Consider the following 14,061-nt stretch of genomic DNA (forward strand, 5'->3'; position numbering starts at 1 on the left):
ATATAAAATGGTCAAAAATGGATAGCTGTCCACGCATATCAAGGTCTAAGGCTCTGGAAGTTATCGTAAATGAAATGGAGAGGGGTTCAACTTATTTGGACACTTTGGACAAAATTGGACAGAAATGGACATTGCCCCGCTCAACGTATCGCAGATACTGGAAAGAAGCCGAGAAAACCTACCTGCAACAAAAAAAGGAGCATGATAAAAAGATGGCTCCAATACTCGAAGAAAAACAGACCGAACTCGTAAAGGCTGTAATCGACACCAAGATCGCCAACATTGTAACGCGCACCGAGCGCATGGAGATCGCCTCCAGAATCGCACGCGGACACGCCCGAAAGATCGGTAACGAGCTGATTATACCTACGGGGGCGGAGCAACTCAAGGCGCTGGACTACCTTTCCAAAATTGACGGGGATTACGCGCCCGAAAAAATCGACGTTACCCAGCGTGAAATACGCCCAATTGAATTTGTAGTTATAAACGCGGAGAATGCCAAAACAATCGACACAGATTAATCTACTTTCGCACCAAGCGGAGTTTATCAATTCCGATTTCGTACATACGGCAATCGTGGGCGGGTTCCGTTCGGGGAAAAGCCAAGCGGGCGTGATAAAAACCTGCCTTAAAAAACTAGCCTACCCCGGTATTGACGTGGCGTACTACCTCCCCACCTACGGGCTGATCAAACTAATTGCCTATCCCAAATTCAACGAAACGCTGGAGAAGATGGGCGTTCCCTATACACTCAACAAAACGGACCACGAATACCGGACCCCATACGGCAAGATCATTTTGCGGTCCATGGAGGATCCAACCTTAATCATTGGCTACGAGGTTGGATATTCTGTAATTGACGAGGCGGACGTTTTACCCGCTAAGCATATGGAGGAGGTTCTCAAGGGAACGCTTGCCCGTTTGTCGACGCCGCTCCCAGATGGCAAACCCAACGCGCTCGATTTCGTATCAACGCCTGAAGGGTTTAAGTTCATGTATGATTTCTTTGTCAAGAAACCAACGCCAAACAAGCGCCTTATCCGCGCCAAAACGCAAAACAACCCCTTTATATCGCAGTCCTATATTTCGGCTCTAAAGGATGCGTACACGCCCGCACAGCTGGAGGCATACCTCGAGGGGGAATTTGTCAACCTGACCACGGGTACCGTATACCGAAATTATGACCGCATCAAGAACCGCACCCGCCGCCGTGTTAAGCCGGGCGACACTTTGCACGTCGGTATGGACTTTAACATTACGAAAATGAACGCTGTGATCCATGTAGAAGAGGACGGCAAAAAAATGGCGGTGGATGAAATTGTCAACGCCTACGACACCGCGGAGGTGTGCGAGGTCATAAAGCAAAGGTACGGGGGGTTCAAGGTTATTGTGTACCCGGATGCGGCGGGTAAGGCTCGATCCACGTCGGGGAAATCCGACCATGAAATAATCCGCGCATACAGGTTTGTAATTCGTGCGCCGATGGCCAACCCATTAGTCAAAGATCGGGTCAACAAAATGAACACACAATTTTTAAATAAGGAGCAAGAAAGAAATTATCTTGTGAACGACGAAACTTGCCCGAATTACGCGGAGGCCCTTGAGAAGCAAACGTACAAAAACGGCGCTCCAGACAAGGCCAGCGGGTATGACCACATCAACGAGGCGGCGGGTTACTATGTTTACACCGATTCGAAGAAATTCGGAAAGTATGGAATTTCATAAAAAATTTTTTAATTTCATGCATCATAATATGAGGATTAATTAATACCTTTGAAATGTTTAAAAAACAAGAGCAGACGATCATAACCGAGACCGAATTAAACCGACTGATCCAGTACGGCAAGCCCAGCAACTCAATTGCGGGTAAAACCTCCAAACCTTTGTACTCACTCCCCTGGCGAATTGTGAAAGACGAATTGCCGCAACTCCTACAAGCTGGAGAGATTGACCGCGTTATTGAAATTGTGATGCGCCACCAGTTCGAGGACTTCAACGCGGACGACGCAAAGGACAACGAGGCAATTTATTTCATGCTTTGGGTGCGCAAGGGGTTGGAGCAGATCGCGGCGCTGGAGGAGGCTTACCTACAATCGGAACCCGATCCGAAAATGATCGCGGCGGGGATTGCCTCCCTGAATGAATTTGGTAGCGATATCCAGATTGACCAACTGGCGGGGGGCGACATATTGAAATGGGCGGCCATTAAGGAGTTGCCCTACGAGCTTTTATTTGGAAAGCTAAAAATGGAAAAGGCAAACCGCGCCGTGGAAAAACGGTACTCGGAAATTATAAATAAAAAATAAACAATCTTAGTTATCATAGCCTTGCGCCGCAGCTCAAACGGCTGGTTAAAACATAGGAGTGTTGCGTTTCTGGAATTAAGATTGAACTTTCTGACCATTTGGTACTTTATACCCAGTTAAACACACCAAGAGCGCCCGCCGTGCGATAACGGTATTTTTTTTAAACAAATTAGAGGTTCGCGGCCGGCTTGTGGGTGAATTGCAGTTTAAGTGATTTTTGATGTTAATAATAAGATTTTCAAGCCAGCGCAGACGATACGCCGCGGACCTTTTAAGATAATGGGGCGCCAATACACGCAAGGGGCGCCAAACGCTGACAGCCGGGAAAGACCAGCAAACGGGTAAGTGGCGGAATTGGGATACGCGCTTAAAATTGCAGGTTCGAATCCTGCCTTGCCCACGAATGCTTTTTTTAAGTTTTCATGGTTATTAGTTTTCCCGCCCCTTTAGCCGGGGTGGGTTTTTTAAACAGAGCAGATGAATGTAGTCAACTTTTTTCAGACCGTGGCGGATCGCTACAACGAGCAAAACCGATGCGGCGAGTGCTGGACCTTTGGAGCCCCTTTATCCGTATCCGGATTAAACCGATCCCAGACTGGCGGCAATTGTTGCGTTCACTTATTCCTTACCAGCTACTCCACCGATAGCACGTATACGTACACTTCTTATAACGCCGCAAATCATAAGCATTGCGATCACTCCTTTACCCTTTACGCTCTTAAAGAGTCAAGAATAGACCTAAACACTTATAACGAGATGCAGGGCCACGAAATTACGGCCAGCATTTGGGATACCATTTTACGGCCGCTTCAAGAATGCCTAGGGTGTGGGAAAGAGTTCGATTTGTGCGCGCTGGGATTTGACTTCAATATCATACGCTGGAGAATGGAGGCCGTTACGCGGTTCGAAGATCAGAATTACAGCGGCTGGAAGATTACCGGCGTATTCCGCGAAAATGTTCCGTTATGAGTTACTTCCATGATGAAGAGATAAAAGAGGTTATGCTCGACGTGGTAAGGCTCTACCTTATTCCACGGTTCAACGATCACAATATGAACGCAACGGGCGAATGGCTCGACAACTTAGAGATCACAGCGGGCGACGATACCGGAACCATACGGGGGCGCCAATACTCGGAGCAACTCGCAAAAGGACGGGAGCCGGGCAAGCGGCCACCCATTGCGCCGATCATGAAATGGGCGCAGGCGAAACTAGGACTTTCCGTGGAGGATTCAAAAGGCGCGGCGTATGCCATTGCCACCAAGATAGCGCAAGAGGGAACGACATGGTACCAAAAAGGCGGAACGGATTTGCTTGAGGTACTGGAGGAACTCGCCACGGTGGAATACGTTCGGGAGAGACTGACAGGTATCATTACCCCGCGACTGGTAGAGGAGTTACGGCGCAATGCAGTAGAAACATTAGAGAATTAAGACCATGACAATACAAGGATTAACAGCAAGTTATTTTTTCGCGAAAAATGATATTTGGATCAAAGTATTATTTGAAACGCCAACCGAATATCTAGAACTTACCGCCACCAATTTAGCCACAAACGCCGTAATTAAGTTGCGGGCCACCCCAAACAATGGGGAATGCCATTTGCTTATTTCGCCGGTTGCATTGGCCTTGTTGGGCGGTTCAATCATTGGGCAAATTGAACTACGATTTGAGGCAAAGCTAGAGGGCGCGGGTTCAGAGCTTCAGGTAATTCCTCGCAACTTCATTGCAGGACGAAAATACAAAACCCCCGTTGGATCGGTTAACGACAATTGGACCGCCGCAAATGGCGACTTCCTTGTAGTTGGTCCGTGGGGCCTTTGGGAGGGCGTGGCGCTTCCATCATACCCGCAGAAACTCGAAGCGGGCGAAATTGTGGAGCAGTTTATCGGTTACACCGATACGTTCCCAATGAAGATACCAAGCCTTTGCAACCCTATTGTGATCCGTTTCCGTAACAGCTTGGGCGGCCTCCAGTTTTATGTGTTCGAAAATTGGCAGATTGAAAGGCGCACAAGGGCGGGCGATGCTGTGGACGTTATATCGCAGAGCCTTGCCGCCCCATCATTCCGAAACGCGGACCTTACCGAGACCGACAGTCTTACGGTCTTTACCAAAACGCCGGGGAAAATGCAGGAGGTTTTTGCGGATCTGGTACGCGCAAATGAAGTTTGGGTATACGACCAAAACGGATTAACCACCGACGATAAATTCAGGCTCTTAAAAGTTACTGGGAGTTCTGCAGTATTAAATTCATGGTTCCGAGTTTATGAAAACCAAATCACATTTGAATTATGAATTTAGAGATTTGGATCCGCGGCCAGCGCCTAGAACTTTATACCGATACGAACGTTAAGCAGACGATCCAAGCGAACGACTTGCACGAGGTGCGCGACCGCCAAGCCAATTTGACCAACCAATTTTCCGTGCCGAAAACCCCCGCCAATACTCTACTCTTTGACGGGCTGGGAATTGCTTCAGACCTTTCACGCGCCCCCTATGAAAAACTAGACTGCCAAATCAAAATTGGCGGGTTCGACTTCATTACGCAGGGCGTGGCAATGGTCACGGAAACGGACGAAAACTACAAGGTACACGTGTATTCTGGAATCGTTAATTTCTTCAAAGCCATTGAGAACCGCACAATTGGGGAGATCATAACCGCCGAAATGAACCACGAAAAGAATTTGGCGACCGTTGTGGCCTCTTTCTCTAAGTTGGAATACAAATACCTCATTACGGACTTTAACGGGCTTACGCACTACCAAAATGCGCTAAGCGAGGACGTGATAAATATAGATTACTTAGTTCCCTGCATATCGGTTCCATGGCTTTGGGATTTCATTCACGCCAAATTTGGCTTTGCCTATTCCGGGAGCGTATTCGAAAACCCCGACTTCAAGGACCGCTATATCACGTACTCGAAGTACGTAAGCGTAAACGACACCACGCCCATACTGGAGGATGCCCCTGGGGAGATGCATTACTACATTGACGCGGGTCCTTACCAAACCGTGTGGAATATACCACCGGGTACGGTAACGCAAAACGGAAAGTATCGAATAGCCGCGGAGGTAACGCTCGACTTTGAAGCCTCCAACCCCGGGAAAAAAGTGTACTTCTACGCGACGATCAACGGCCGCCGAGATTTCCCAGATATGCCCTTTACAAATTCCGTGTACCTTGGGGAGAGTTACGCCCAAGATGGAACCATCAACCTCGAGACGATCCTAGATTTAAACATTGGCGATGACGTAAAAATCTACGTGTCGGGTGCAGAGATTACCAAGGTTACCTACCTGAATATATTATTGTCCGTGGATTTGGATTTCATAAATCCGGGCGTGGTGGATTTCAACACAGGAATGGCGGATTTACTTGTTACCACTTTTGTAAAAGAGATTTTGGTCCAGTACGGGCTGACCATGGTGGCGGAAAATGGCGGCGTGAAGTACCTAACCCTAGAGGATCGAATCAACAACGCGGAGGTGGTGGATTGGACCAGCAAGTACGTACAGCGCACGAGCGAGACGTATCTTTATGGCAGTTATGCCCAACGGAACTATTTCCGATACCAATATGACCAAAAGGACGCGGCGTATCACGACGGCCGTATATCCATCATCAACACGAATTTGGACGAGATTAAGACCGTGTACCAATCTTTCGCCCACTCCCCAGAGTTGCAATTGGAGCCGTTCAATTTCGGCGGTACAATCCGCTTGACGCGCAAGTTCAAAATGTACGAGCGCGAGGTAAAGGAATTAGCGGACGGAACCGAGGAGGTAACTTACAAAGGCTTTGAAAATCGCTTCTACTTTTTACGCGAGTCCGGACTCAAGTACAGCGGGAAAATTGGGTCACAAACTTTCAATGAGGAGCAAGACGTCGCGAACATTCCCACCGCAACCTTTACGGGGTTGGACTGGGTAAGCGCTCTAAAAAAATATTACGGCGCATTCGGGCAAATTGTGAACGATGCTAGGATCCACGAGATGGCCCTAGACCTATCCACCATTGACGCCCTTACGCTCGATATAAACAAACTGTACTATTTTGCGCAGGAGGCCCAACACTACCTAATTAACCGCATTACCGTATCTGGAGACAGAGCCACCGCCGAAATGGTACGCGTAAAAACATACTACGATTATACCATTATCGACGATGGCGAGGAGTCGGACGATACAGCCCTTTCCATTGCAATCCGATGGGGAGACAATACCACCGCGAATAAGACGGGAACGGCCGCAAACATTACCACGCGTATCGCGATTGTAGAAGCGCCCGTAAACAATCTATTTACGTCCTTTTCGTGGCAAACCTCGGGGGACGGCGTTACTTGGTTCGACACGGGGAGCGATGCCAACCCCTTTACCTTGGTGCTAATTGCTGGGGCCAACTTTGCGCGCTTAAAGGGAACGGCCGCCGATCTTACGGAGGTGTACTCGAACGTTCTGCAGTACGACAAGATTGTTTGCCGCCGTTACCAGCTTGGCGGGTATGGATCAAGCGGAGATAGCATTGTGTTTAGCTTCCTAGACTGTAACGGAACGTACCACGAGTACGAGATATTTTCCGATTACGCGGCCAGCATATCCGGAGAGAATGGTATTTCGTTTTGGATTGGTTCAGGACCATTTTGCGCAATTGAGGGGTCGGTCAATTACTCACGCGGAAACTTAGAAGTACTTGGATTATGCACTTAGACGAATTAAAATATAAAAAGGACTTGGTACTTGTGGGTGGGATTGCGTTCTACCTGCATGGCCTAAAGACAACGTACCGCGATGTGGACGCGGTGGTTTTATCGCTAGATGGTATCCATGGGCGCAACATTGCGCAATATGAAACGGATAGCCTTTTTTCCACAAGTGGAAAGCGCGCGATCGTGGTGGGAAAATTCCAACTGGATTTGTTCATTGAAAACGAATTGCCGCCGTTTGAAATTATTGAGGGGTTCCAAGTGGCCACGCGGGCCGCGCTCCTAGCCTACTATGAGAGACTAGAAAAGCTACCATTATCAAACCGACTTTCCATTCACGTAATCGAAAATTTAAATTTATTGAAAAATGGCAAATCATAATATAGACCTTGGAACGTTCGAGTGGGATATTTCCCAAATCGAAAAACAATTGATTGAGAACCGCCGCCAGATGGAAGCTTTCGGGGCGGCCCTAAAGGTCAATAAAAAGGCGCTGAACGACGAGAAGAAAGAAATGCAGTCATTGGCCGTGGAGATCAAGGCAATGGGGGAAGCCCAAAAGGTTGCGGCAAAGGCCCTTTCCGATGGGGAGATTACAGTCGAGCAGTACAACGAGGCCATGGCGCTAACAACCGACGTCATTAAGGATAACGAGGCGGCGATTTCTTCCATGGCAGGCGCCCAGAATGCGCATATTAAAACGATCCTTGAGCAGGAACGCGCGGTTAAGGAGTTGCGCCTGGAGACAAATGAGCTTAACAAGCTGATGGAGGCGGGCCGTACGGATATCGAGGGCAATGAGTTCGCGTACCGGGAGCTAAACAAAGAGCTGAACGCTTCCAAGACGGAGGCTAAAAACTTAGGGGCGGAGCTTGTGAACTTACGCCGTGCGGGCAAAGAAAATACAGACGAGTACCGAGATCTGGAGGCGCAATGGAAAAAGGCCAGCGCGGAGGCGGACGCTTTAAATGACGAGTTCAAGGAATTGGATAAGGCCGTGGGAGACAATCAACGTACCGTTGGGGATTACACCGACAGCATAAAAAAGGCGTTTGCGGATCTTCCCAGCCAGATAGCCAGCGGAGATATTCAAGGCGCCTTTAACACGTTAAAAACGGGTTTCGCGGAGGTTTCTACTTTCATAAAGGCAAACCCGTTCCTACTTATTGCAAGTGGAATTGCCCTAATGGTCCGGGAAGTTTGGAACTACAACGAGGCGGTCAAGGAATCGCAGAAGCTGGTAGCGCAACTTACGAACACGTCAGGCAAGATGGCGGACGATATCCGCGTGAACGCTCAAGCAATTGCCGACACCTACAAGCGTGATTTTAGCGAGTCCGTACGAGAATTAAATACGCTGATGATTAAGTTTGGGGTCGATGCTGATGAGGCGTTCAGGATCTACAACGAGGGCCTCGCTCAAGGGGGCGCGGCTAATAACGAATTTGGCGACTCTATTCGCGAGTACGGCGGTCTTTTTGCCCAAAATGGGTATAGTGCGCATGAGTTTATCAATATCCTAAACGCGGGTATCGATTTGGGTATCTACTCGGATAAATTACCCGATGCAATTAAGGAGGCGGGATTAAGTCTTAACGAACAAACCACAGCCACAAAGGACGCACTTACCAACGCATTCGGGGCGAGTTTCTCGGAGGATATCCTAGCTAGGGTAAGGGCGGGGCAAACCACCGTTGCGGATGCGCTTGCGGAGATTTCAAAAAAGGCGGAGGAATCGAACCTGAACCAGCAACAATTAGCGCAGCTTACGGCGGACGTATTCCGTGGAGCTGGAGAAGATGCAGGGGGCGCGCTAAAGGTATTCGAGGCCATAAACAACGCGCAAGAAATCCAAACGGAAAACCTTACGGACCTTGAGCGGGCGACGATTAACCTAGCAGAAAAAAATAGGGAGCTTGCAGAGGCCAAAGATGAGGCCTTTAAATCCGATGCCGTTATTGACTTCCAGCAAACCGTTACCACTATGTGGAAAGACGTGCAGATCGCATGGTATAAGTACCTCGGGCAAATCATACAACGGACCCAAAAGGAAATTGCTTTTTTAAAACTCATTTTCGCGAACGTCCGCGGAGCCGTTACGGCCATTCCTAGAGCGTTTGCCTTAGTATTCGGAGGAATTAATAAGGACTTCCAACAACTTGCAAATTTAGGGCGTACCGTGGGCCAAATTCTGGCAAATATTGCAAATCCTCAAATCCTTGCCGTATCGGTACAAAGCTTATTTAGTCAAGTAAAGGGGTTTACTTCCTTTGCCGCCCAATCTATTAGGGAGGTCCAGAATTTGGGGAACCAAATCAATACAACCAACCGTAACAATATTGCGGCCCAAAGGGAGGCAAGCGTTAAGGCTTCAAAAGCGATGGCCGAGGCTCAAGAGATTGCAAATAAGAAAATCGTAAAAGACGCGGCAGGTTCTGGAGGTTCTGGGTCCAGTTCGAAAGGCGTAAGGAGTGCCACCGCCGCGCGTGATGAAAGCGCAAAAATTGCGGAGCAGGAAGCCAAAAAAGCCGCGGAGGTCTTAAAAGAGCGCGCGGATCTTACCGCCGACAATGCCAAGCTGGAGCTTGCCGAATACATTGCCAACAACCAAGCGAAAATCGCGGAGGAGAAGCGCCTAACCGCGGAGAAGTTAAAGGCGCAAATAGACTATTACAAGGAACTAGAATCCCTAGGTCTTAAAGAACTGGAGGCGCAAAGAGAAAAGGATCTTTTGGGTCGCACCGAGGAGGAGAAAGATGTTATCCGCCGTGAGTATGCACTCAAGGAAAAAGCCTTAAACGACAAAACCCAATCCGAAATTGCCAGCGCCAACAAGGAAATGGCCGCGCAAAATGCGGAGGACCAAAAGCAAGCCGAGGCGATTGAGTTCCAGCAGAAGTTAATCGACCTAGAGGACAAGATGGCGACCGAGTGGGAAATGCGCAATGTGGTATTGGAAGGCCAAAAGGAGCATGATTTGGAAATGCTGGAGCTGGACCGTGAAAATGGACTTATTTCCATGCAGAATTACGAGGGTAAAAAGAAGCTTATCGAAAGCGCGGCCGCCGCTGAATCCAAAAGGATCGCAAAAGAAATTGACGATTATAAGATCGAATCCAGAACCGCGGTACTCGGTGGGCTTGCCGATCTATTCGGGCGCGAGTCCGTGCTAGGGAAAACGTTTGCCCTAGCAGAAATTGTAAATGACACGGTAACGCAAAGTAGCAAGGCGTTTACGCAAGCGGCGCTATTTGCCGCGAATCCATTAACGGCGGCACTTGCCCCCAATGCGTACTTTCAAGGCGGTATTATCGTAGCTACTGGAGCGGCGCAAGCGGCAAAACTTGTAATGCCTAAGAAAGACAAGAAAGCCGCGCGCGGTATGCTGATCCAAGGACCTAGCCACGCAGGCGGAGGCGTTTCGGTTTCCACACCCAACGGAACGATTGAAGCAGAGGGCGGCGAGGTTATTATTAACAAGCTTTCTTCCATGTTATTCCGTGATCAGTTGTCCGCAATTAACCAGGCAGGCGGTGGCGTGAAATTCGCGGGGGGCGGAGTGATCCCCTCCAGAATGGCCACGGTGCAAAACTCCATTAGCGTGAACGCCGGAGATACTTTATTATCGCAGGAAGCGATCTCGAAAATTGCCGCGGCAATCTATACCGGGGCGCAACAAGGAATTGGAGACATGGCGGATAACCGCAAAATTATTGACGGCGCAAATTTTTAATCTATGGGAATTATTGAAAAAATAAAACGATTACGCGGTGCGCTTAGTGAGGCGCAAGGAGACGAGGCAAAAACCATTCGCGCCGTGATGGCTGGGGTAACGGCGTTCCACCTTGGTAGAGGTTACGAAACGGCAAGGGAGCGGTACGAGAAGTACTGTAAGGGGTGCGCGTTCAACGTTCAGGAACCAATCCCCGATCTAAGGGTCGAGGACAAAGAAATACCCGAAATATCAGGGCGGCAATGCTCCCATTGCGGCGGCTGTGTGTTAAGCTATAAACTACGGCAATCCGTGCAAAAATGTGAATATTGGAAATAAAAGATTTTATCAACGAGAATCTACAAGCGTTCTATGAGCTTGACAAAGCCGGGGTAAAGAATATATCCACGGCAATCGATGCGCTGACCATATACCAAGAATACTTAAAGTACGCGTGGATTCCTTCCGTTACAGAGCGTAAAAAGGTAGTGGCGGTAAGGTTCAAGGTATCGGTTATAACGGTACACCGAGCGCTGGAGCTGATGACAAAGAAAATCTAAGCCGTGATTTACTTCATGGCTTTTTTTATACTCAATTCGTAGTCTCTTTCATTTCTACGGAATTTCTCAAAATCTGTTTTAGGAAGTGCGAGTTCCCCGTGGAATTTACACCAATCTAGGTACTGATCATAGGCGGTGTCGTCGTGGAGTTTCTTCTCATGGAGTTGCACGTATTTGTTTCCCATTCGCTCGCCCTCGGACTTAGTCCGCGTACGCTCATAATGGCGCGCCCTACCCTTTTTAACGGCGCCCATGGCCGCAAGGTAGATGCCCAAAATGAATAAAAGAAGTACGAAAACGCCCATTGAATTTATCTTTTTTCTGATAATCATACTCTTAACATACCGCGTATAAAGGTTTTAACCGTTAAAGTACCGTATCAGAGGTAGCGCAAAATTAACGTTTTAAAATCACAATTTTTGTAATTGATCAAGAATTATTCATCAAACAAAATAGCTAATGAAGCATGAGATAAACATATACGGCGACATAGTAGCTTTCAAATGGTACAACGACGGCACGGAATACGACCGCGCGGATCTTAATACCGCCATTGATGCGCTGGACCTAAAGGAGGGCGACGAGCTGGTGTATAATATTCACACATACGGCGGTTGCACCACCACGGCGTTCTCAATGTACAACAAGCTAAAGCGCGTAAAAGACGAGAAGAAAATCACTCTTACCTCTAGGGCCGACGGCTTTTGTGCCAGTTCCGGCGTGATCCTTTTGCTTGCCGCCGACAAAAAGATCGGGAGCAAGTTTTTAAAACCATTCGTCCACAACGCATGGACCTTTGCGGGTGGAAACAAGGAGGAAATTAAGAAAGTCTATGAAAGCCTAGAAGCGGTGGACGATGCCATAGCGGAACTCTACGCCGAGGAGACCACCATAACCAAGGAGGAGGCGCTCCAGTTCATGAACGAAAGCCGCGATCTTACCCTTGACGAATGTATCAAGTACGGATTTTACACCGAGCTGGAAAACGTGAAAGTGGTAGAGGCAGAAAACGCTTTCAATTCTGCAATTTCCAGACGTAGAGAGAACAAAGATTCTAACAATTTAATTAACAATAAAATGGACAAAAACAGCAAAGAAACTGAAAGAAAAACGATCCTGGATCGTATCAGTAAATTTTTGGGCGTGACTGAAAATAAAATAGTTTTCACCGCCGACAATTCCGAATTAGATTTTTACGAATTAGGGAGCGATGAAACGCCCGTAATTGGTAGCAAAGCGAAATTCGACGGTAAGGCCGCGGGAGATTCCCAAGAGGGGAAATACACCCTTGCGAGTGGCGAGATTTACCGATTCGAGGGCGAGGAGCTAAAGGAGATTACTCCAGCGGCCGAGGACAAAAAGGAGGATGAAGCGGAAAACGCCTTACAGGTGGAAAATGATTCCCTTAAATCCGAAATCGAAAACCTTAAAAAAGAACTTGGAACGCTGAAAACGGCGCAAACCGAGCTTACCAATTCGATGGCGGAGGCCACTTCCATCATCAAAGCATTTAAGGATATCAAGTCGGAGGACACGCCGGGCGACACCAAGCGCGATCCAAAACCGAAATCCGAAAACAAAAAAAGAGAACTTTTTAAAAACCTAAATTAATTATGGCAATCACAACTAATTTTTCAGGCGCTATTGTCGACCTAGTCGATAGCCTAACCTCGGCGGAGAAGCTCAACTTCTCAGAAGCGATTTTCACAAAGTCAGTACAAATTTCGCCGATTACCCAAGACCACGCGGTTCTTACCGGCGTGAGAAACGGGAACCTAATCCCAATTATTGACGATCAAGCGAACTACGAAAGTTTTGCGTTTAGTGACGCAGGATCTTGCGCGGTTGCGGAGTGCGACCTTTCCCACAACTACTCAACGGTTAAATGGGAGTTAGGTCTGATTGAGTGTAAAATCCCAATCTGTTTAAGACAGTTTGACGATCAGTTTTTGAAATTCTGGAATCAATACAAAATGATCCAAACGGACTCGGAGAAAAACGAGGAGTATCTGGAGAGCGCACTTGTTCAATTCCTTTTCAACCAATTTAAGACAAATCACGTTGCGGCGCAATGGAGAGGGGCGTATTTTGGAGACAAGGCAAGCGCTTCTACTCTTTTCAATGGTATTGACGGTTGGTTCACAAGAGCGGAGGCAAACGGGAACACGGTTCCAATCGTGGAGAACGACGGCCTTAACTACGCGGCTCAAGCCTTAACCGGGGAAAGAGTGTACGAAATTCTTAAGGAGATGTTTCTTAAGGCGAGTGATATGGTATGGCAATCCGACCAGCCGCTTGAGTTCCGTATAGGAAAACGCAACGCGATGGCTCTAGCCAATCACATGACGTTCCTAGGCGACAAAGCTTGTTGCGACGGCGTCGAGATTCTTAAGCCGGAGGCAATTGCAAGCGCGCCGTTCCCTTACCAGCGCTTGACGTTCCACGGTATTCCAATCCGCGTAATGGAGGAATGGGATAACATCATCAACAAAACGTCCGAGCTTAACACGGGCTGGGTTGGCGGTAAATTAACCACTCCGACCGCTCCGCGTGTGGATCCTAACAGGATTCTATTGACGTACAAAAACAACCTAGTAATTGGTACGCAGGAACAAAGTAACCTTAGCTTCTTTGACCTTTGGCACTCGAGAGACGACGACAAAGTGTATATGAAAGGGGGTAGTTACTTTGGCGCTGGTATGCCAATGACAGACGATTACGTCCTAGCTATCTAAATTTAAAAGGGCGGTATTTTGCCGCCCTTTATTTCATTTTAAA

The 14,061-nt window shown here is 48.1% G+C and carries 14 protein-coding genes and 1 tRNA gene; 14 read left to right on the forward strand and 1 reads right to left on the reverse strand.

The window, feature by feature from the left end; translation table 11 throughout:
• The first annotated feature begins 17 nt into the window (after positions 1–17).
• The 12 genes from AC3IRX_RS03095 to AC3IRX_RS03150 all read left to right on the forward strand — a co-directional run bounded on the left by AC3IRX_RS03095 (position 18) and on the right by AC3IRX_RS03150 (position 11,283).
• Positions 18–521, forward strand: a complete 504-nt coding sequence (locus AC3IRX_RS03095) for a hypothetical protein (RefSeq protein ID WP_489211015.1) — start codon at positions 18–20, stop codon at positions 519–521.
• Positions 496–1,725 carry a terminase large subunit domain-containing protein gene (locus AC3IRX_RS03100; RefSeq protein WP_489211016.1) on the forward strand — a complete coding sequence of 410 codons (1,230 nt, stop codon included), beginning with the start codon at positions 496–498 and terminating at the stop codon, positions 1,723–1,725. The genes AC3IRX_RS03095 and AC3IRX_RS03100 overlap by 26 nt, the downstream gene beginning before the upstream one ends.
• Before the next feature lie 53 nt (positions 1,726–1,778).
• Entirely contained in the window at positions 1,779–2,306 is a 528-nt protein-coding gene (locus tag AC3IRX_RS03105; RefSeq protein ID WP_489211017.1) for a hypothetical protein, read from the forward strand.
• Positions 2,307–2,645: 339 nt separating this feature from the next.
• A tRNA-OTHER gene (locus AC3IRX_RS03110) sits at positions 2,646–2,706 on the forward strand.
• Between the two features lie 77 nt (positions 2,707–2,783).
• The gene (locus AC3IRX_RS03115; RefSeq protein WP_489211018.1) at positions 2,784–3,275 is read left to right on the forward strand and encodes a hypothetical protein; all 492 of its coding nucleotides are present in this window, start codon (positions 2,784–2,786) and stop codon (positions 3,273–3,275) included.
• A 221-nt stretch (positions 3,276–3,496) separates the two neighbouring features.
• Positions 3,497–3,739, forward strand: coding sequence for a hypothetical protein (locus tag AC3IRX_RS03120; RefSeq protein ID WP_489211019.1), 243 nt, complete (start codon positions 3,497–3,499; stop codon positions 3,737–3,739).
• A gap of 4 nt (positions 3,740–3,743) precedes the next feature.
• The gene (locus AC3IRX_RS03125) at positions 3,744–4,604 is read left to right on the forward strand and encodes a hypothetical protein (RefSeq protein WP_489211020.1); all 861 of its coding nucleotides are present in this window, start codon (positions 3,744–3,746) and stop codon (positions 4,602–4,604) included.
• Positions 4,601–7,015, forward strand: a complete 2,415-nt coding sequence (locus AC3IRX_RS03130; RefSeq protein ID WP_489211021.1) for a hypothetical protein — start codon at positions 4,601–4,603, stop codon at positions 7,013–7,015. Before AC3IRX_RS03125 ends, AC3IRX_RS03130 begins: the two co-directional genes overlap by 4 nt.
• Positions 7,006–7,392 (forward strand): hypothetical protein, encoded by a 387-nt coding sequence (locus AC3IRX_RS03135; protein WP_489211022.1) that lies wholly within the window; start codon positions 7,006–7,008, stop codon positions 7,390–7,392. Before AC3IRX_RS03130 ends, AC3IRX_RS03135 begins: the two co-directional genes overlap by 10 nt.
• Positions 7,379–10,744 (forward strand): phage tail tape measure protein, encoded by a 3,366-nt coding sequence (locus tag AC3IRX_RS03140; protein ID WP_489211023.1) that lies wholly within the window; start codon positions 7,379–7,381, stop codon positions 10,742–10,744. The genes AC3IRX_RS03135 and AC3IRX_RS03140 overlap by 14 nt, the downstream gene beginning before the upstream one ends.
• 3 nt (positions 10,745–10,747) lie before the next feature.
• On the forward strand, positions 10,748–11,062 hold the full coding sequence (locus tag AC3IRX_RS03145; RefSeq protein WP_489211024.1) for a hypothetical protein: 315 nt from the start codon (positions 10,748–10,750) through the stop codon (positions 11,060–11,062).
• Positions 11,053–11,283 (forward strand): hypothetical protein, encoded by a 231-nt coding sequence (locus tag AC3IRX_RS03150; protein ID WP_489211025.1) that lies wholly within the window; start codon positions 11,053–11,055, stop codon positions 11,281–11,283. Before AC3IRX_RS03145 ends, AC3IRX_RS03150 begins: the two co-directional genes overlap by 10 nt.
• Before the next feature lie 8 nt (positions 11,284–11,291).
• On the opposite strand, the gene AC3IRX_RS03155 is transcribed toward AC3IRX_RS03150, so the two are convergent.
• Positions 11,292–11,588 carry a hypothetical protein gene (locus AC3IRX_RS03155; RefSeq protein WP_489211026.1) on the reverse strand — a complete coding sequence of 99 codons (297 nt, stop codon included), beginning with the start codon at positions 11,586–11,588 and terminating at the stop codon, positions 11,292–11,294.
• 154 nt (positions 11,589–11,742) lie between these two features.
• Between AC3IRX_RS03155 and AC3IRX_RS03160 the strand changes: the two genes are divergently transcribed.
• On the forward strand, positions 11,743–12,894 hold the full coding sequence (locus tag AC3IRX_RS03160; protein WP_489211027.1) for an ATP-dependent Clp protease proteolytic subunit: 1,152 nt from the start codon (positions 11,743–11,745) through the stop codon (positions 12,892–12,894).
• A gap of 2 nt (positions 12,895–12,896) precedes the next feature.
• Positions 12,897–14,018, forward strand: coding sequence for a hypothetical protein (locus AC3IRX_RS03165; RefSeq protein ID WP_489211028.1), 1,122 nt, complete (start codon positions 12,897–12,899; stop codon positions 14,016–14,018).
• The last annotated feature ends 43 nt before the right edge of the window (positions 14,019–14,061 follow it).

This window comes from Epilithonimonas sp. KH_059, from assembly GCF_057838485.1.

Bases quoted from the DNA above. Each gene is read 5' to 3' on its own strand.
- AC3IRX_RS03095 (WP_489211015.1), top strand. From the start codon at position 18: ATGGATAGCTGTCCACGCATATCAAGGTCTAAGGCTCTGGAAGTTATC.
- AC3IRX_RS03100 (WP_489211016.1), top strand. From the start codon at position 496: ATGCCAAAACAATCGACACAGATTAATCTACTTTCGCACCAAGCGGAG.
- AC3IRX_RS03105 (WP_489211017.1), top strand. From the start codon at position 1,779: ATGTTTAAAAAACAAGAGCAGACGATCATAACCGAGACCGAATTAAAC.
- AC3IRX_RS03115 (WP_489211018.1), top strand. From the start codon at position 2,784: ATGAATGTAGTCAACTTTTTTCAGACCGTGGCGGATCGCTACAACGAG.
- AC3IRX_RS03120 (WP_489211019.1), top strand. From the start codon at position 3,497: ATGAAATGGGCGCAGGCGAAACTAGGACTTTCCGTGGAGGATTCAAAA.
- AC3IRX_RS03125 (WP_489211020.1), top strand. From the start codon at position 3,744: ATGACAATACAAGGATTAACAGCAAGTTATTTTTTCGCGAAAAATGAT.
- AC3IRX_RS03130 (WP_489211021.1), top strand. From the start codon at position 4,601: ATGAATTTAGAGATTTGGATCCGCGGCCAGCGCCTAGAACTTTATACC.
- AC3IRX_RS03135 (WP_489211022.1), top strand. From the start codon at position 7,006: ATGCACTTAGACGAATTAAAATATAAAAAGGACTTGGTACTTGTGGGT.
- AC3IRX_RS03140 (WP_489211023.1), top strand. From the start codon at position 7,379: ATGGCAAATCATAATATAGACCTTGGAACGTTCGAGTGGGATATTTCC.
- AC3IRX_RS03145 (WP_489211024.1), top strand. From the start codon at position 10,748: ATGGGAATTATTGAAAAAATAAAACGATTACGCGGTGCGCTTAGTGAG.
- AC3IRX_RS03155 (WP_489211026.1), bottom strand. From the start codon at position 11,588: ATGGGCGTTTTCGTACTTCTTTTATTCATTTTGGGCATCTACCTTGCG.
- AC3IRX_RS03160 (WP_489211027.1), top strand. From the start codon at position 11,743: ATGAAGCATGAGATAAACATATACGGCGACATAGTAGCTTTCAAATGG.
- AC3IRX_RS03165 (WP_489211028.1), top strand. From the start codon at position 12,897: ATGGCAATCACAACTAATTTTTCAGGCGCTATTGTCGACCTAGTCGAT.